Origin of the sequence: Pseudomonas sp. FSL R10-1339 (genome assembly GCF_009600545.1) — a bacterium.
GTDB classification, from domain to species: domain Bacteria; phylum Pseudomonadota; class Gammaproteobacteria; order Pseudomonadales; family Pseudomonadaceae; genus Aquipseudomonas; species Aquipseudomonas bubulae.
Map to the genome: position 1 here is coordinate 1 of NZ_WIVQ01000062.1, position 17,949 is coordinate 17,949.

General features: G+C 56.7%; 14 protein-coding genes. 5 read left to right on the top strand and 9 right to left on the bottom strand.

The annotated features are described in order from the left end of the window. The 4 genes from GHO03_RS16755 to GHO03_RS16770 all read left to right on the top strand — a co-directional run. Positions 1-346: amidohydrolase family protein (locus tag GHO03_RS16755; protein WP_153400218.1), on the top strand; the 346-nt coding region annotated here is incomplete at its 5' end. 63 nt (positions 347-409) lie between these two features. Beyond that, positions 410-1,108 (top strand): bifunctional 2-polyprenyl-6-hydroxyphenol methylase/3-demethylubiquinol 3-O-methyltransferase UbiG, encoded by a 699-nt coding sequence (gene ubiG / locus GHO03_RS16760; RefSeq protein WP_095002809.1) that lies wholly within the window; start codon positions 410-412, stop codon positions 1,106-1,108. A gap of 3 nt (positions 1,109-1,111) precedes the next feature. Next, positions 1,112-1,783: an N-acetylmuramic acid 6-phosphate phosphatase MupP gene (mupP, locus tag GHO03_RS16765; protein ID WP_095002810.1), complete on the top strand. Its 672-nt coding sequence runs from the start codon at positions 1,112-1,114 to the stop codon at positions 1,781-1,783. A gap of 27 nt (positions 1,784-1,810) precedes the next feature. After that, positions 1,811-2,551, top strand: coding sequence for a YciK family oxidoreductase (locus GHO03_RS16770; RefSeq protein WP_095002811.1), 741 nt, complete (start codon positions 1,811-1,813; stop codon positions 2,549-2,551). Positions 2,552-2,625: 74 nt separating this feature from the next. Here GHO03_RS16770 and GHO03_RS16775 read toward each other — a convergent pair whose 3' ends face one another. From GHO03_RS16775 to GHO03_RS16805, 7 genes are all read right to left on the bottom strand, one after another. Then, positions 2,626-3,411, bottom strand: coding sequence for a TenA family transcriptional regulator (locus GHO03_RS16775; RefSeq protein WP_095019029.1), 786 nt, complete (start codon positions 3,409-3,411; stop codon positions 2,626-2,628). Positions 3,412-3,456: 45 nt separating this feature from the next. Beyond that, positions 3,457-5,916 carry an EAL domain-containing protein gene (locus tag GHO03_RS16780; RefSeq protein WP_095038548.1) on the bottom strand — a complete coding sequence of 820 codons (2,460 nt, stop codon included), beginning with the start codon at positions 5,914-5,916 and terminating at the stop codon, positions 3,457-3,459. Positions 5,917-6,186: 270 nt separating this feature from the next. Beyond that, on the bottom strand, positions 6,187-7,968 hold the full coding sequence (locus GHO03_RS16785; RefSeq protein WP_169916727.1) for an ABC transporter ATP-binding protein: 1,782 nt from the start codon (positions 7,966-7,968) through the stop codon (positions 6,187-6,189). 28 nt (positions 7,969-7,996) lie between these two features. Then, complete coding sequence (locus GHO03_RS16790; RefSeq protein WP_095002815.1) at positions 7,997-8,632, bottom strand: DsbA family protein; 636 nt, start codon at positions 8,630-8,632, stop codon at positions 7,997-7,999. A gap of 1 nt (position 8,633) precedes the next feature. Then, entirely contained in the window at positions 8,634-9,572 is a 939-nt protein-coding gene (locus GHO03_RS16795) for a rhodanese-related sulfurtransferase (protein ID WP_095019032.1), read from the bottom strand. Between the two features lie 114 nt (positions 9,573-9,686). Continuing rightward, complete coding sequence (locus GHO03_RS16800) at positions 9,687-9,983, bottom strand: BolA family transcriptional regulator (protein WP_095002817.1); 297 nt, start codon at positions 9,981-9,983, stop codon at positions 9,687-9,689. 11 nt (positions 9,984-9,994) lie between these two features. Then, positions 9,995-10,510 carry a DUF2059 domain-containing protein gene (locus tag GHO03_RS16805; protein ID WP_153400219.1) on the bottom strand — a complete coding sequence of 172 codons (516 nt, stop codon included), beginning with the start codon at positions 10,508-10,510 and terminating at the stop codon, positions 9,995-9,997. A 192-nt stretch (positions 10,511-10,702) separates the two neighbouring features. Between GHO03_RS16805 and GHO03_RS16810 the strand changes: the two genes are divergently transcribed. Beyond that, a complete protein-coding gene (locus tag GHO03_RS16810) occupies positions 10,703-12,097 on the top strand; it encodes a class II fumarate hydratase (RefSeq protein WP_153400220.1) in 1,395 nt (464 codons plus the stop codon). A gap of 8 nt (positions 12,098-12,105) precedes the next feature. Here GHO03_RS16810 and GHO03_RS16815 read toward each other — a convergent pair whose 3' ends face one another. Then, positions 12,106-16,344: a dermonecrotic toxin domain-containing protein gene (locus tag GHO03_RS16815; protein WP_372241761.1), complete on the bottom strand. Its 4,239-nt coding sequence runs from the start codon at positions 16,342-16,344 to the stop codon at positions 12,106-12,108. A 75-nt stretch (positions 16,345-16,419) separates the two neighbouring features. Further along, positions 16,420-17,937, bottom strand: coding sequence for a polyphosphate:AMP phosphotransferase (pap, locus tag GHO03_RS16820; RefSeq protein WP_153400222.1), 1,518 nt, complete (start codon positions 17,935-17,937; stop codon positions 16,420-16,422). Positions 17,938-17,949: the final 12 nt, after the last annotated feature.

The window sequence follows — 17,949 nt, forward strand, 5'->3', positions numbered from 1 at the left end:
GGCCAAGGCCGTTGCAGGCTCTGCCACCGCGCTGGACGCCCACCGCGCACTGCGCATGGCCACCCTCAATGGCGCGCGCGCCCTGGGCATTGAAAGCGACACCGGCTCGATCGAAATCGGCAAGGCCGCCGACCTGGTAGCCTTTGACCTCAGCGGCCTGGCCCAGCAACCGGTTTACGACCCCGTTTCGCAGTTGATCTACGCCACAGGCCGCGATTGCGTTAAACATGTGTGGGTCGCAGGCAAGCAGTTGCTCGAGGATCGACACCTGACCCGCCTGGACGAGCAGCAACTCTGCGCAACCGCAAGGGCCTGGGGCGAGCGCATAAGCGGCCATACTCATTGATTCAGTACCTTCGGGCCTGCGCCCGGAGCTTTACCAGATTATTCAGCTTTAGAGGATTTACCCATGAGCAACGTTGACCACGCCGAGATCGCCAAATTCGAAGCGCTAGCCCATCGCTGGTGGGACCGTGAGAGCGAGTTCAAGCCGCTGCACGACATCAACCCGCTGCGCGTCAACTGGATTGACGAGCGCGTACAACTGGCTGGCAAAAAAGTCCTCGACGTCGGCTGCGGCGGCGGCATTCTCAGCGAGTCGATGGCTCAGCGCGGCGCCACCGTAATGGGCATCGACATGGGCGAAGCCCCGCTGGCCGTGGCACAGCTGCATCAGCTCGAGTCCGGCGTAAACGTTGAGTACCGCCAGGTCACTGCTGAAGATCTTGCTGAAGAAATGCCCGGGCAGTTCGATGTAGTCACCTGCCTCGAAATGCTTGAGCATGTACCCGACCCGTCATCGGTGATCCGCGCCTGCTACAAAATGGTCAAGCCCGGTGGCCAGGTGTTCTTCTCGACCATCAACCGCAACCCCAAGTCCTATCTGTTCGCTATCCTCGGTGCGGAATACATACTCAAGCTGATCCCCCGTGGCACCCATGACTTCAAAAAATTCATTCGCCCTTCCGAGCTGGGCGCCTGGAGCCGCCAGGCCGGATTGAGCGTCAAGGACATCATCGGCCTGACCTACAACCCGCTGACCAAGCACTACAAGCTGGCCGCCGATGTTGACGTCAACTACATGATCCAGACCCTTCGCGAGGAGTAACACATGCGTTTAAGAGCAGTTCTTTTTGACATGGACGGCACCCTGCTCGACACCGCGCCGGACTTTATCGCCATCTGCCAGGCCATGCGCGCCGATCGCGACCTGCCTCCCGTCGCAGACAAACTTATCCGCGACGAGATTTCCGGCGGTGCACGCGCCATGGTAGCAGCGACCTTCAACATGGACCCTGACGCACCTGGCTTTGAAGAGCTGCGTCAGGAGTTCCTGGAGCGCTATCAGCGCGATTGCGCAGTCCATACCAAGCTGTTTGATGGCATGGAAGAGTTGCTCGCCGATATCGAAAAGGCCCATCTGGTGTGGGGCGTCGTCACCAACAAACCGGTGCGCTTCGCCCAGCCAATCATGGAACGCCTGGGCCTGGCCGAGCGCTCGGCGCTGCTGATTTGCCCCGATCACGTCAAAAACAGCAAGCCGGACCCCGAGCCGCTGATTCTGGCCTGCAAAATGCTCGACCTTGACCCGGCCAGCGTACTGTTTGTAGGCGATGACCTGCGCGATATCGAGTCCGGGCGCGATGCCGGGACCAAAACTGCAGCCGTGCGCTTTGGTTATATCCACCCTGACGACAACCCTGATCACTGGGGTGCGGACGTGGTGGTCGATCATCCGGCCGAACTGCGCAAAGTGCTGGATAACGCGATGTGCAGCTGCTAACGATGACCGATTTTGTTGAGGTTTTTTATGTTTGATTATTCAGCCCGCCCCAACCTGCTCCAGGATCGGGTGATCCTGGTTACCGGCGCCGGTCGCGGCATCGGCGCTGCTGCAGCCAGGACCTATGCCGCACACGGCGCAACCGTATTGCTGCTGGGCAAGACCGAAGCCAACCTAAGCCAGGTCTACGACGAAATCGAAGCTGCGGGCCATCCGCAGCCAGTGGTTATCCCGTTCAACCTCGAAACCGCCCAACCCCATCAATACGATGAGCTGGCCGCCATGATCGAGACCGAGTTCGGCCGCCTTGACGGGCTGCTGCACAACGCTTCGATCATTGGTCCGCGCACGCCGCTGGAGCAGCTGTCGGGGGAAAATTTCATGCGCGTGATGCATATCAACGTCAATGCCATGTTTATGCTCACCAGCACCCTGCTACCCCTGCTCAAGCTGTCGCAGGACGCCTCGGTGATCTTCACTTCCAGCAGTGTCGGGCGCAAAGGCCGTGCTTACTGGGGTGCCTATGGCGTCTCCAAGTTCGCCACCGAAGGCTTGATGCAAACCCTGGCCGACGAAGTCGACGGCGTGGCCCCGGTACGTGCCAACAGCATCAACCCCGGCGCGACCCGCACCAGCATGCGCGCCCTGGCCTATCCGGGTGAAAACCCGGAGAACAATCCAGAGCCACACGAAATCATGCCGGTTTACCTGTACCTGATGGGCCCGGACAGTACCGGGATCAACGGCCAGGCTTTCAACGCACAGTAACAGGGCAACAAACAAAAACCGCGGGCTGCATCCCATGCAGTCCGCGGTTTTTTTATGCACTGAAAAGCCGGTGTTCAGCTCTCGACCAGTTCCCGATGCTCACGCGCCACAGCGGCCTTGTCGAACAACAGGCAACTTTGCAGAAACAGATACATATAATCGTAGCTCTTGCAGATGGCTTTGCGCAGTTCAGTGATCTGCTCCTGGCTCGGATTCATTCCCACAAGGGTACAGACAATTTCCAGCGCCTCCCAGGGATGCTCGTCATCGTACTGGGCGTGCATCTTCAGCCACTTCATCGCGCGCTTGCGTTGATCGACCGCAAACGACTCTTCATAGATATCGGCTGAGCAGACAATCGCCGCCCACTCACCCACGGCACCCTCGATGGCGTAGTTGGTGGCAGCCATCGCCACGGCCAGCGAATCCTTGGAACAGCTATGCCAGCACCAGTCGTTCAGCGCCTGAAACTCGGCAGGCAGGTCCTGGGCATTGAGGTCTTCAAGGCTGACCCCATGCGCCAGCGCCCAGTTCACCCAATAGTCGGCATGGTTAAGCTCGACCCGGATATTGCGAATCAGCCAGCGGCGGGCCATGTCTTCGCCGGGGTGACGCCCGTAGCGGGTCTTGCCCAGGTTATGGCCCATGTACAACGAAAACTGCTCGACCACCGGCCAGCCGCCCACGAGAAACATGCGCATTGCTCTGGGGCTCAAGGTGTTGTCACGCATGCGCTTGTAAATTTCGTGTTTGACTGCCCGACGTTTGCTTTCGCTACAGTCCCGAATCAACTGCCGGGCCCACTGGGGGTAACTGGCTTCCTCCATAAGAGGCCCCGTTCGGTTGAAGACTTCACTCACAATCCAAATCCTTTTTGATAATAGACTTTAGAAATGTAGAACAGATCAACGCAACGTGCCCGGGGACTTCAATGTCAACGCCCGGGCACGCTGAGGACGCTGCAACAAACTATCGAACGTGAATAACTGTGGCCGCTGGACAATATAGCCCTGCGCATAATCAACGCCGATTTCAATCAAGGCCTCTTCAATCTGTGTGCTTTCAACAAACTCGGCAATCGTGCGTTTGCCCATGACATGGCCAATATGATTAATGACTTCAACCATGGCACGATTGATCGGGTCGTCCAACATGTCCTTGACGAAACTGCCGTCGATCTTCAAAAAGTCGACAGGAAGATGTTTCAAATAGGCAAATGAGGACATCCCGGCACAAAAGTCATCCAGCGAAAAGTGACAACCCAGGGTTTTAAGATCATTGATAAAACGGATGGCATTACCCAGGTTGGCAATTGCACTGGTTTCAGTAATTTCAAAACAGATGAGTTTTGGCGACACGCCGTAACAGTCAAATTGTTCATGCAAAAACGCAAGAAAGTCATCATCGCCAATGGTTGACCCAGACAGGTTGATCGCACACATGGCCATTGGCCGCCCACCCGCCTGGGCTGAACATTCCGCAATGATCCTGAACACATTTTCGACCACCCAGCGGTCTATCGAACTCATCAAGCCATAACGTTCCGCCGCAGGAATAAAACTGTCGGGGAATACAATGCGACCGTTTTCATCTTGCAGGCGCAACAGAATCTCGATATGCCCGCCCCCGTCCTGCACAGGTCCCAGGGGGGTTATTTCCTGGGCATACAGACTGAAGCGGTTTTCTTCCAGTGCGACATGCAAGCGCTGTACCCAGGCCATTTCACCAAAGCGCAATGACAACTCCGTGTCATCCACATGATAAACCTGCACCCGGTTGCGGCCCTTTTCCTTGGCCATATAACAGGCCATGTCCGCAGCCCGCATCAAAGACTCAAGGGTGACTGGCGCTTTATGGATATGCACAAGGCCGATGCTGATGGTGCTCATGAAAGGGCGCCCTTTCCAGGCAAAATGCAGGCTTTGCACCGCCTGACGCAAACCGCCGGCGATTTTTTCCGCCATGTCCACCGGGCAGTTTTCCAGCAGGATGCCAAACTCATCCCCACCCAGCCGGGCCAGGGTATCGCCTTCACGCAGGCCGGTACGCAGCAAGGTACAAATATGCCGCAACAGCTCATCACCCGCCGCGTGACCGCAGGTGTCATTGACCAGCTTGAACTGGTCCAGATCAAGAAACATCAGGGCATGCCGGCCCTGCTGGCGCCCCAGGTTCTTCAGTACCAACTCCAGGCGGTATTCGAACTCACGCCGGTTGGCCAGCCCGGTCAGTGCATCATGGGTCGCCTGCCAGGACAGGTTGGCAATGTACTGGCGCTCCTGGGTCATGTCATGCAGCACCAGCACTGCGCCACTGACATCGCCATCGTGAAGGATCGGCGCACCCACAAGGGTTACCGCAACGGTACTACCATCCATGCGTTGAATCTGCCGGGAGTGCTCGCGACTGTTACTCAGCTCGCCAGTGAGAATACGCTCGACCAACCTGGGGCCTTCGTCCTGATCGTTGTCATCGAGCAACTTGAACAGCGCAGCCAGGGAAATGCCTTGCGCCTGCTCGGACTTCCACTGGGTCAAGTTCTCGGCCGCAGGGTTCATATAGGCAATCGCGCCATTGACGTCGGTGGTGATAACACCGTCGCCAATCGACTGCAGGGTGATTTGCGCCCGCTCTTTTTCCAGCTGCAGCGCCTCGGCAAAAGCACGGCTCTGCTTGAGCACTTTATGGGTGCGCTTGAGTACCAGCAGGATCAGCGCCACCGCCGTGACCAGGTTTATGACCACCAGCAACCGCCAGATAAAGCGCGAGCCTTCACCCAGCGCATCACTGAAAGCCTTGGCAGAAGGCGCAATACCCTCGTTGATGGCGAAAATCTCGTCTTCCCAGCGCTGGGACTCCGCAGCATCGGCATTGCCGGCGAGGATGGCCTTGTGCATCTCCTGGGCCAGATTGTCGAGCTTGAGCAGGTAAGCATCACCTATGGCCCACTTCTCGATGGCGGTTTCCATATAGCTTACATGGCGGAAGTAGCGGTAAAACCAGATAATGCTCGAGGCATCTTGCGCGCTGTTGCCGCCCTGCAGAATGCCTTCGCGGGCAGCGACTTCATTGGGTGGGGACTCATCCATCGCCAGGCGTAACTTATGGTCGCCCTGGGGAACACTTATGGCCTGTGTGTATTTTTCGTAATAAACCGGGTCATGGGTATCGGAATACAGATAGAGAAAGTAGATGGCGTCCTTCTGCCCCTTGGACCATAAACTTTCGCCACCGACATAACTCCTCACGGCAGAAAGCATATACAGACTCACGCACCCCAATAACGCCTGGAACAGCACGACAGCAATAAAAGGCCAAACAATGCCCAATAAGCGTGGTGTACCAAGGGGGCGTTTAGATTTCATGAGTTCCCTTTGCTTCATGGAGTCAAATGAAAACCAGAGAGAAAATCTCACTACAAGTCAGCCTAGGCCAATTTTTCAAAAATTGAGTAGTCTGAGCCGATCTAAATCTTCAATAAGCGTGCAGCCGCATCATTATGTTCATTGAAGCAAGCAATGCGCCTGTGCAAAAGAACCTGCTCGAGAAGATCGTGAGCAATACCGTGTATTGGCCGGATAACTGCGATGTTCATGGGCTTTCGCGTGCAGGCTCGCCCCCACAACCCTGCGACATCACGTCTGCTGCAGATGCCCGTAGAGCTTGGCATAGAGCCCACCCTCTGCAATCAACTGCTGGTGATCGCCCTCTTCGGCAATGCACCCACCATCAAACACCAGCACCCGGTCAGCCTGTTTTACCGCAGATAAACGGTGAGCGATGATTAAAGTTGTGCGCCCGCTCAAAAATTTTCCCAAAGCGTGATGCAGGTTGTATTCGGTGGCAGCATCCAGGGCACTGGTGGCCTCGTCGAGGATCACCACCTTGGGTTCGGCCAATACCATGCGCGCAATCGCCAGGCGCTGACGCTGACCGCCGGACAAACGCACCCCCGAACGCCCCACGATGCTGTCCAGGCCCTGGGGCAGCGCATCAATGGTGCCATCGAGCTGAGCGATTTGCAGGGCGTGCCAGCACGCTTCATCGGTTCGTTCACGGCCCATGGTCAGATTGGCACGCACGGTATCGTTGAACAATGCCGGGTGTTGCAGCACCACCGCCACATGCTCGCGAATGGTCTGCAGGCCGATTTCGGGCTGGCTGGCATCAGCAAAGCGGATACTCCCCGACTGCGGCGTGTATAAGCCCAGCAACAGTTGCACCAGGGTGCTTTTACCACCACCGCTAGTGCCGACAATGGCCACCTTCTCACCAGGAGCAATGGTCAGGTTAAGGTGATCGAGTACCTTTTCGTCGCCATAGCTGAAGCTAAGGTCACGCACTTCGATGCCGACCGTCTGTCGCCCCACAAATGGATTGGCGCCGCCGGGGTATTGTGGCTCGTCGTTGCGCGCCAATAACTGATTGATCCGCGTAACGGCGCCATCAGCGGCATAGAAGGCATATTGCAAATTGAGCAACTGCTCAACCGGCCCGATCATGAACCACAGATAACTGAACACTGCGAGCATCTGACCGATCGACAGATCCGAAAACAATACCGTCAACATCGCGGCGGCTCGAAAAATATCGATCCCGAACTGGAACAACAAACCGCTGGCGCGATTGGAGGCATCGCTCTTCCACTGTGAAGCCACGGCAAAGTCCCGCACTTCTCGCGCCCGTAACCCCAGACGGCCCAGGAAAAAGCCCTGACGGTTACCTGCACGCACTTCCTGGATGGAATCCAGCGTCTCGGTAAGGGCCTGGGTAAAGCGCGCCGTGCTGTCGTTTTCAAGCTTTTTCAGGTGCTTGACCCGCTTGCCCAACTGCACCGTGGCGTAAATCACCAGCGGGTTGAACAGCAAAATCAGCAGCGCCAGCTGCCAGTGCATCCACAACAAAATCGCCGAAGTGCCCACCAGAGTGAGCATCGCCACCAAAAATCGGCTCAGGGTTTCTCCGACAAACTTGTCGAGCGTATCGAGGTCGGTGACCAGATGAGTCGTCACCGTGCCGCTGCCCAGGCTTTCGTACTCGGCCAGTGATATTCGCTTCAAGCGTTCGATCAGGCGCAGGCGAATGCGAAACACAATGTCCTTGGCCAGCCGCGAAAACAGCCGCGCCTGCAGCACGTTAAACAGCAAAGCACCGCAGCGCAGCAACAGGGTAATCGCCAGCATCAGGCCGATATAGCCTGCCGCGCTTTGCCACGCAGTCGGCAGCCAGTGGTTCATGATCTTCAGCGCAGCGTCCCCGTTACCCAACAGCACCTCGTCCACCAGCAAAGGCAGAAGCAAGGGGATCGGCACACTGCACAGGGTCGCCAGCACGGCAACGCCGTTGGCAAGCCACAGGGCTTTTTTATGGCGCAGAGCCAGGCGGCGGATTTCGGCCCAGGTCAGGCGATCCGTCACCGCAGCCGCAGGCGGTACAGCAGAAGGATCAAACACGTGCAGCGCGTTCAAGCCAGCGAGCAAGCAAGTCAGACAAGGGCGCAAGCGGCTGATAGCCGTTGGTCAACAACGCCAGCTGGCCGTTGCGCTCGGCAAGCAAGGTCGGAAAACCGGCAATCCCCAGATCCTGCACCCAGGTAAAATCCGCGGCTGTCGCTGCATGCTGCTCGGCAGAGTCAAAAGCGGCAGCAAATTCGATACGCGGCACTCCCGCGATTTCAGCCAGTTCGACCAGCACACTGGCCTGGGTCACATCACGGCCTTGTACGTAAAACGCCTGCTGTATCAGTTTGACCAGCTTCCAGGCGCAATCGGGGGCAAGGCTGCGTACCGCGACAATAGCCCGGCAGGCAGGTTCGGTGTCGTAGATAAAGCCGTCGGGCAAAGCCCCCTCGAAGTTGAAAGGTTGCCCGGTGGCCTCTGTGACCGCCTGCCAGTGCTCAAGAATATAGCGCCGCGTAGCAGGCTCAAGCGCCGAGCCACTGCCGGTGCGCAAACCTCCCACTACCAGATGCAACTCAACGCCTGCGGCCTGCGCCTGCTCAACCAGCGCCTGGGCGATGGGCGAAAAACCCCAGCACCAGGAGCACATTGGATCCATCACATAGAGCAGGCGCGCTGTCATATCAGGCCTCGGCAGCTTTACGGTAGTTGTGACCGATCGGGTGCGGCTGATTACGCTCCTTGGCCAGCTCGATCTGCTTTTGGCGATCAATGGCGCTGCGACGGGTTTTCTCGCTCAAGCTGTCCCAGCAATACGGGCAACTGATACCGGGTTGATAGTGCTCGGACTCGCGATCAGCGAGGCTGATCGGGGTGCGGCAGGCATGGCACTGATCGTATTCGCCGGCGCTGAGGTCATGGCGCACGGTAACGCGGTTATCAAATACAAAGCAGTCGCCCTGCCATTTGGTTTCTTCCTGGGGTACCTCTTCGAGGTACTTCAGGATACCGCCCTTGAGGTGATAAACCTCGTCAAAACCCTGGCTGAGCATATAGCTCGAAGCCTTTTCACAGCGAATGCCGCCGGTGCAGAACATCGCGACTTTCTTGTGCCTGGCAGGGTCGAAATTGGCTTTGATATAGTCGGGAAATTCGCGAAAGCTGGTCGTTTTCGGGTCGATAGCGCCTTCAAACGTACCGATCGAAACCTCGTAATCGTTGCGGGTGTCGATCAACAACACCTCTGGATCGCTGATCAGCGCATTCCAGTTCTCGGGGTCGACATAGGTCCCGACCTTCTTGTTCGGGTCCACGCCTTCAACACCGAGGGTGACGATTTCTTTCTTGAGCTTGACCTTGGTCCGATAGAACGGCTGGTCATCGCAGTAGGATTCCTTGTGATCGATATCGACCATGCGCGGATCAGTCTTGAGCCAGGCCATCAGCCCGTCAATACCTTCACGGCTGCCGGATACCGTACCGTTGATGCCTTCTTCGGCGATCAGCAAGGTGCCCTTGATACCGTTGTCGACCATGGCCTTGAGCAGTGGCTCACGCAGCTCGACGTAGTCCTCAAGGGTGACGAATTTATACAGTGCAGCTACAACAACAGGCGAAGTCATCGCATCAATCTCCAGGTGGCTACCCTCGTAAAGGGTGAACCGGGCGCAAAAAAAAACGCGCCGACGAAGCGGCGCGTTGCGGATTCTAACAAAAAGCAGGCGGATTACGCCAACTCAGTGCCCACCGCCAGCACAGGTCGGCGATGCCGGGGCCGTGCCGATTTTCGCCCATTCCTCAGGCGTGTACGTGTGCAAAGCCAGCGCATGGAACTCACCCATCAGGTCACCCAGGGTGGCATAGACCTTTTGATGACGCTTGACGCTGTTGAGCCCGGCGAACTGCTCGCTGACCACCACTGCCTTGAAGTGGGTCTGCAACCCACGACTGTGCATATGGCTTTCATCCAGCACGCTCAGGTGCTCGGGTTGCAGAGCGCCTAGCGCCGCTTCAATACGCTGTTGCATGCTCATTCAGGCTCCGCTTACTTCTTTTTGGCCGGGGCCGCTTTTGGCTCCAGCTCGGCTGTCATGTCTTCTAGCAGCTTGTTGACAACCGGCACTGCACTTTCCAGTTTGGCCTGGGTCATTTGTGCCGATTGCTGGGTCAGTTGCGGCATTTTTTCCAGCACTTTCTTGCCCAGAGGCGACTGGTAGAACGCTACCAGGTCCTTGAGCTCAGACTCGGTGAAATTGGTGGTGTAGAGCTTGACCATGTCCGGCTTCAGCTTGTTCCAGCCAATGGCTTGATCCAGAGCGGTGTTGGCTTTGGCCTGGTAAGTTTCCAGCAGGGCTTTCTTGGAGGGTGGTGCTTTGGTTTGCTCGAAACGCTGAGCGAACATTTGCTGCACTTGCATATACACCGGGGTACCCAGCTTATCGGCATGTGCCAGTTTCAGGAACGTTTCAGCACTGGCAGCGTGGCTAGCTGCATCGGCGAAAACCTGGCCGCTGGCGCAAACCAGAGCTACCGCTGTACAGATGGCGCGAAGACGGGTCATCGAGTTTCCTTTTCTAGCAAGCGAGGTTTAACCCCAAGGGCGGCCATTCTGCGCCTAATAAAGTGTGTCACTCAACCCCGACACTGATAGACGTTCTCATCAGCCGACCAAAAGCACCGAAAACGCAAGATTGAACCCTTAGTGTGAATCAACGCCTAAGCTGTCAGGTCAGACTTCAAGGAGAAAGAGCCGATGAGCCGTATCGAAACCGACAGCCTGGGTGAAGTAAGCGTGGCCGATGAGGCTTATTGGGGGGCGCAGACACAGCGGTCACTGATCAACTTTGCCATCGGCAACGAAAAAATGCCGCTGGCGGTTCTGCATGCCCTGGTCTTGATCAAAAAGGCTGCCTCGCGGGTCAATGACCGCAACGGTGATTTGCCTGCCGATATCGCCCGCCTGATCGAACAGGCCGCCGATGAAGTGCTCAACGGTGAACACGACGACCAGTTCCCGCTGGTGGTGTGGCAGACAGGCAGCGGTACACAGAGCAACATGAACGCCAACGAAGTCATTGCAGGACGCGCCAATGAACTGGCGGGCAAAGGCCGTGGCGGCAAGTCGCCAGTCCACCCCAATGACCATGTCAACCGCTCGCAAAGCTCCAACGACTGCTTCCCCACCGCCATGCATATCGCCGCCGCCAAGGCTGTGCACAATCATTTGCTGCCTGCGATCAATGAACTGGCAGGAGGCCTGGCCGAGTTGTCGGCACGGCATATGAAACTGGTCAAGACCGGCCGCACCCATATGATGGACGCCACGCCGATCACCTTCGGCCAGGAGCTCTCAGCCTATATCGCGCAGCTGGACTACGCCGAGCAAGCCATACGTTCGGCCTTGCCCGCAGTGTGCGAGCTGGCACAGGGGGGTACCGCAGTGGGCACCGGGCTGAATGCACCCCACGGTTTTGCCGAAGCGATTGCCGCTGAACTGGCTGCGTTATCTGGCCTGCCATTTGTGACCGCGCCGAACAAATTTGCCGCGCTGGCCGGCCACGAGCCCTTGACCACCCTGTCAGGCGCCCTCAAAACACTGGCCGTTACCCTCATGAAACTGGCCAATGACTTCCGCCTGCTGGGTTCCGGCCCCCGCGCCGGGCTGGCCGAAATCAAACTGCCCGCCAATGAGCCGGGCAGTTCGATCATGCCGGGCAAGGTTAATCCGACCCAGTGCGAAGCCTTGTCGATGCTGGCATGCCAGGTGATGGGCAACGATGTCGCCATCGGTTTTGCTGCAAGCCAGGGGCATTTGCAACTGAACGTCTATAAACCGGTGATCATTCACAACCTGCTGCAATCCATCCAGTTGCTGGGAGACGGTTGCAGCAACTTTTTCAAACACTGCGTCACCGGGCTTGAGGTCGATGCCGCCAAAATGGCCGAACACCTGGAGCGCGGCCTGATGCTGGTGACCGCACTCAACCCCCATATCGGCTATGACAAATCAGCCGAGATTGCCAAAAAGGCCTACGCCGAAGGTTTGAGCCTGCGCGAAGCAGCACTGGAACTGGGCTACCTCACGGACGCCGAGTTTGACCAGTGGGTTCGTCCTGAAAACATGCTGGGCGCGGGCAAGCACGGCTAGGCGGTTTTTTACAATCCTGGGCCCGGGGTTGCAACCTTGAACACCATCACTTCCTTGTCGGGGGTGATGGTGCCAACCAGTTTGAACAAGCGGCCATCTGCCCTGGCTTGCTGTACTGCCACAGCTGCAGGATTGAATGGCACTTCCTCCAAGGATTTTCGCACGACGACATCGACCCATTCATCAGACATCATGACTAGTTTGCTCGCGGATCCACGATCAAAAAAAACATGCCCCCAGGTGTTGCCGGTAGGCCGTATATGCCTGACTTCCATCAGATACAGATCACCATTGGGACCACGTAGCACCATACCGAAACCGGCAGCCCCCACTTTGTAGCGACCGCCATCAAGCAATGTGTAGCCACGCTTTTTCAAGACCAACTGCATGACGCTTTTGGCCAGAGTCGTTCTCATATTAAACGTAGAGATCAATCCGGCACGCATTGCTGCATAGTTGTCAATAAGGGCGGCAACCTCCACATCCAGATCGCGGATCGACATATGACTGCGCAATTGACGCACGGCATCAATGTTGTAATACCTTCCGGATGTCGTCGGGAACACCAAGCGCATACCCTGCAGTTCGTCATAGACCGGTGCCCAGATCGGCAGGGGCTGCTTGTTGGCCATGGCCGTCAAGGCTTCGTCCAGCCTGCCCACCGGGAATTGCTTGCGGCGCAGGCTCTGCTCACACAGACGCTCCAGCTCCAGCACATCAGGTGCCCGTATCACCTGTGTGTCGACAGACTGGATGATCTGGCGCGTGTAGTTGCGCAAAAATGCATAGACTTCGTGGTCAAAACCGGTTGCAGGCAAGTCAAGCGCCTGGCGCACCAGGGCCTCCAGACTGGGATGTTCTCCGAGCCTTGGCATCAGGTGCCAGTTGCTGATGACCAACCGTTGTGTGACCGGATCAAATACCCCATCACTTTCGATAAACAGCGTGCTGCTACCCTCATCACCCGTGCGCACCACTTTCCAGGAAAACTGCTCAGTATCCAGTTGCACCCGATAGAACTTGTTGTGCATAAAGACAAAATCTTCGGCGACTTCTTCAAATAGATCGCTACCGGAGACTAGAGGTTGATCGGTGAGGCGATATACCCCTTCGGGCGTTAATACACCCTGAGCCTGCAGTCGGGTCGGATCAGCAGGATCAATACGATAGATTCCAAAATTGCCTGCACTATCAAGTTCGCTGGAAACAAACAAATCCCGATGGCCGATAACCACCCTGTCCATCGACTCGACGCCTTGAGGATGTACGGCAGGAATTGGCGCCGGGGTAACCGCGGCCGTCACAGCGTATCCATCAGGAACCTTGCGCGTGGATGTAACGGGGGTTGAATCAACAATCAGCTCTTCCAGCTCCGGAAACGGCGCCCCTCCCTTGCCCCCGACATCGGCGTGATACTCCCAGCGCCCCCGTGCATCCATCCTGATCGGCGGTTCATAGTTCTTGGGCGGGCGCGCCTTGAGGCGAAGGGTTTTCTCACCTGAGCGACGGTACACTTCGTACACTTTTTCATCGATCTGAATGTACATCTTGTTATTCAAGAGATAGACATTTTCGTTTTTCCCCCTGAGCCTCACGACGTCATAGAGCGGGACTTTGACCTCATAGCCCTCGAATGCCTTGGTACGCCAGGGCTTGCGGGAAGTGACAGACGGCAATAGGTCCTTCAGGCGTTTTTTCTGCAACGATTTACTGGCTCTCCACCCTGCGTCATATAGGGTTGCTACGGCCTTGGTCACCGTTTCATCCAGGCTGCCCAGCACTGCGCTTACTGCTCTGGGGCGCGCCACCAGAGGTGCGAGCGTAAGAACCGCCTCGCCCAAATTAAGCGCGGCAGAGAAAGCCAGCCACGCTCCCGCCTTGTAATCGCCTCGGGCAAACGCATTGATGGCCGCAGATGCGTCATTCCAGCCGTCATAGACACCAATGGTTGTGCCAATACCCGGAATAACCGACAGGCCAATCTTTATGTAGCTCAGATCCCGCTGCGCAATACGCTCCATCTGACGGCGCTCGATATCCAGCGCCGATCTGGAGGAGCCATAGACCTGCTCCTTGAGCCGCCCCATGCGTGCAAGGTACTGCATGTCTGTCAGGGATACATGGGACGCCTTGACCGGGTCAATCACGAGAAAACCGTAAGTTCCGACACGCAAAATGGCATTGATGTTCTGAATATTCCGCGCAACGCTCGAACCGGTCTCTGTACTGTTTGCGAAGTAGGTGAGCAGCTCCCTGTTGAGCAGCACATGATTGGAGAGACGTTCAATCAGATGCTGGAACCCGGAACCTTCGAAGAACTTCTGATTACCCGGAGCTCCCGCCAGATACATCAGCGCCAGCCCCGAGGTTTTGTCATGCACCACAGACACCCCGATCAAGGCTTGTTCGGTATAGGAACTGTCCCCCCGGTCTGGTGAGCGTAACCAGGTATAACGGTATTCGATGTCGAATTCGGCGTCAGGTTTGTGATTACCATTGCCGGGTGCGGTCGCTGCCTGCGCCAGCCTGTACCCCCGCTCTGACAGGTGGCTGCGCTGACGTGCGACCCAGGCCTCTAGGTTGATGGCTTGCCTGAACACTCCCAGTCGCCTGGCAATATCGGGAGCTCCGGGCTGGCTATCCCCTACTGTGCGACCCAGAAAAGCACGGGTGATCCTCATGCTGTAAAGCATGGCAACATCCAGATCCGGAATGGTTTTGAGCAGATACTTAAGGTCAATACCCAGCGCCTTGGTATCCACGCCATCCAGAGTGAAGTAGCTGTGTTTGAGACGCAGCATCTGCTGTTCGTCATTCACATCAATATTCTTGCGAGCAAGCTCGGACAAGCTGAAGGTGTGACGCGCAAGACTGACGTCATCCCAGGTTGAAAAGCCGGTGATCGCTATGCTTTCCGACGTATCGCCCGCCAGATGCGGACGCTCGGCCCTCTCGCTCGTTTGCAACACCTCAACGATGACCCGATCGGGCATATCGACCCTGACCGCATCCGGATCGATATCTCGTTTTAAATCGGCCTTGAGCCGCTCAGCCAGCTTATCGCGGGTAAACACCTCGAATGACGGCAGATGACGGTTAAGATCGTCCTCCAGCCAAAGGGCATTACGTGCGTAAACCACAAGTCCCTTGGCATATTCGGCCCGCTCTTCGACCGATGCCCGCAGCAACCAGTCCGGCAAGTCCTGCGTAGCCTGTGCCGTACGCAATTGTTCCGCCACAAGGTCAATGCCCTGTTCACGGGCCTCATTGCCCGGTGCCAGCAGGTTTTGTGCGGTTTCCAGACGCAAGCGCTCAAGAGACTGCGCAACCGTCGATTCGCTGTACAACAACTGGCCCCTGGCTATAAGCGAAGCAATTTCTTTATAACCGGCGATTTGATCCTCAACCCCCAGACTGAAGGCATGACCATCTAGCACACGCAGGATAACGGGGCTTTCAGTACCCTCGAGCATTATCGCTGCCCGAGCAGCAGCGCGGTTTTTCAGCGAAACATGGCCGAGCCAGAACCCGTCCGGATCGGCCCGAACGCTGCGGGCCAGTTGGGTCTTGAGCTGAGCCACGGAAGTGAATGCTTGCAAACCGCCCGCATTGCCCGGAACGAACAGAAATACGGGCTCCGGATGTTGATGGTCATCAAGCGCAGGCTGACGAGTTATCACCATCGCCCCCTGCAGCAAATAAGAGCGTTGCGAGGTGCCCAGGGACAGGTCGCAAACGCAGCTGACACTTTGCCCGCGCAGTGAAGACCAGGGTTCGCTGACAACTTCTTTTATCTGTTGATACGCAGATTCGCTCAACCGGCCTTCATACACTTGCAACTGTGCTTCGGCCAGCAAGCTGCGCGACCTGCCCGTAGACAAACGCTGCAACAGACTAAGCCCGCCGGCATCCAGCCGGGTCCAGAAGTCGGTGCCCTGAGACTCGGCCCCTTCGAGCAGCCTGTCCGTTGCCTGTTGAGTGTCGGCACACTGGGTCAGAGCCTGCTCATGAGTATCCCGGTAAGCGGCCAAGCGAGTCATCGCCTGATCAGCAGTGCCTATAAATGACTGCAGGCTTGCTTCGTAGCGTGAGACTTTTCGCTCTCGCAGAGTACCGGGCAAATTGATAGACAGGCTGCCAAATGAAAGGTACTGGTCAGCGTTAAGGGTGTGGTTGTTTTCGGACATGAAAGCGTTCATCCCAAGTGATCGACAGTCACCTGATCTGAACAGAAACCCGGAGTGCATCAGTGGTAGATATATAGTCGCAGGCTAACCCCGTGTTGCCGCGCACAAGCGAAGCACCACAGGGTAAGTGCCGTGTTACTTCTTCTTGCGCTTTTTTTCCTGCCTGTCGCGTTTCTCGAAGGCTGCTTCCAGAGCCTCGTTGATCGTGCGTAGCACCTTTACCCGTGCCCAGCGCTTGTCATTGGCTTCAACCAGGGTCCAGGACGAGATTTCGGTGCTGGTGCGATCCACCATGTCACATACCGCACTGCGGTACACATCCCACTTTTCGCGATTACGCCAGTCTTCCTCGGTAATCTTGAAGCGTTTGAACGGGATTTCTTCACGCTCCTGAAAACGCTCAAGCTGGGTGTCCTTGTCGATTGCCAGCCAGAATTTGACGACAATCGCGCCTGCTGCCGTAAGTTGTTCTTCGAAATCGTTGATCTCGCCATAAGCGCGCATCCAGTCCGCTTTCGTGCAAAAACCTTCGACCCGTTCAACCAGCACCCGGCCATACCAGGAGCGGTCAAAAATGGTGAATTTGCCCCGCGCCGGTATATGTCGCCAAAAACGCCAAAGATAAGGTTGTGCTCGCTCATCTTCGGAAGGCGCAGCAATAGGCACAATGATGTACTGACGCGGGTCCAGCGCTGCTGCCACCCGCCGGATAGAGCCGCCTTTGCCTGCGGCATCATTGCCTTCAAATACGGCGATCAATGAATGCCGGCGCATCCGTTTGTCACGCATCAAGCCCGATAGACGCGCCTGCTCAGTGATCAATTGCTCCTGGTAATCCTCTTTTTCAAGATGCCGGGTCAGGTCCAGGCAATCGAGCAGGGTCAATTCGCCTTGCTTGTCCGGTAACGGCGGCACACCCGCCGGGCGGGCTGCAACCTTGGGGGTATGCAACGCCGCCTGCAACCCTTCAAGAAGGATTTTGCCCACAGTCAAACTGCGGTAATAGGGGTCAATACCTTCGACGATATTCCACGGTGCGTAATCACGACTGGTGCGGCGGATCGCCCGCTCGCCATAGCGTACGAACTTGTCATAGGTTTTGGACTGCTGCCAGTCCAGCGGGCTGATGCGCCAGCTGTGCAATGGGTCATCCTTGAGGGTTTGCAGGCGTTCCTTCATTTGTTTTTTGGACAGGTGAAACCAGAACTTGAAGATCACTGCGCCCTCATTGCACAGCATCTTTTCCAGACGTTCGGCGCCCGTGATCGCCTGATCAAGCACGGCATTCTTGAACAGGCCGTGAACCCGGCCCTGGAGCATCTGGCTGTACCAATTGCCAAAAAACACGCCCATCCGCCCCTTGGCGGGCAATTGACGCCAGTAACGCCAGGCCGGCGGATGAGCCAGCTCTTCATCGGTCTGGTTATCAAAAGTCCGCACTTCGATCAGACGCGGATCCATCCATTCACTAAGCAGTTTGACTGTTTCACCCTTGCCGGCGCCTTCAATGCCATTGATCAGCACAATGACCGAAGCACGCTTTTGCTGATGGAGCTCAAACTGGGCTTCAAGCAACGCTTCACGTAAAGCGGGGGCTTCCCTGTCGTAGGTTTCTTTATCGATGAAATGGCCGATTTCAGCTGATTCGAACATGGAATGCTCCCT

What these genes read in the sequence shown, in the direction of transcription:
- ubiG (WP_095002809.1), top strand. Translation starts at nt 410, where the DNA reads ATGAGCAACGTTGACCACGCCGAGATCGCCAAATTCGAAGCGCTAGCC.
- mupP (WP_095002810.1), top strand. Translation starts at nt 1,112, where the DNA reads ATGCGTTTAAGAGCAGTTCTTTTTGACATGGACGGCACCCTGCTCGAC.
- GHO03_RS16770 (WP_095002811.1), top strand. Translation starts at nt 1,811, where the DNA reads ATGTTTGATTATTCAGCCCGCCCCAACCTGCTCCAGGATCGGGTGATC.
- GHO03_RS16780 (WP_095038548.1), bottom strand. Translation starts at nt 5,916, where the DNA reads ATGAAATCTAAACGCCCCCTTGGTACACCACGCTTATTGGGCATTGTT.
- GHO03_RS16790 (WP_095002815.1), bottom strand. Translation starts at nt 8,632, where the DNA reads ATGACAGCGCGCCTGCTCTATGTGATGGATCCAATGTGCTCCTGGTGC.
- GHO03_RS16795 (WP_095019032.1), bottom strand. Translation starts at nt 9,572, where the DNA reads ATGACTTCGCCTGTTGTTGTAGCTGCACTGTATAAATTCGTCACCCTT.
- GHO03_RS16800 (WP_095002817.1), bottom strand. Translation starts at nt 9,983, where the DNA reads ATGAGCATGCAACAGCGTATTGAAGCGGCGCTAGGCGCTCTGCAACCC.
- GHO03_RS16805 (WP_153400219.1), bottom strand. Translation starts at nt 10,510, where the DNA reads ATGACCCGTCTTCGCGCCATCTGTACAGCGGTAGCTCTGGTTTGCGCC.
- GHO03_RS16810 (WP_153400220.1), top strand. Translation starts at nt 10,703, where the DNA reads ATGAGCCGTATCGAAACCGACAGCCTGGGTGAAGTAAGCGTGGCCGAT.
- GHO03_RS16815 (WP_372241761.1), bottom strand. Translation starts at nt 16,344, where the DNA reads ATGCACTCCGGGTTTCTGTTCAGATCAGGTGACTGTCGATCACTTGGG.
- pap (WP_153400222.1), bottom strand. Translation starts at nt 17,937, where the DNA reads ATGTTCGAATCAGCTGAAATCGGCCATTTCATCGATAAAGAAACCTAC.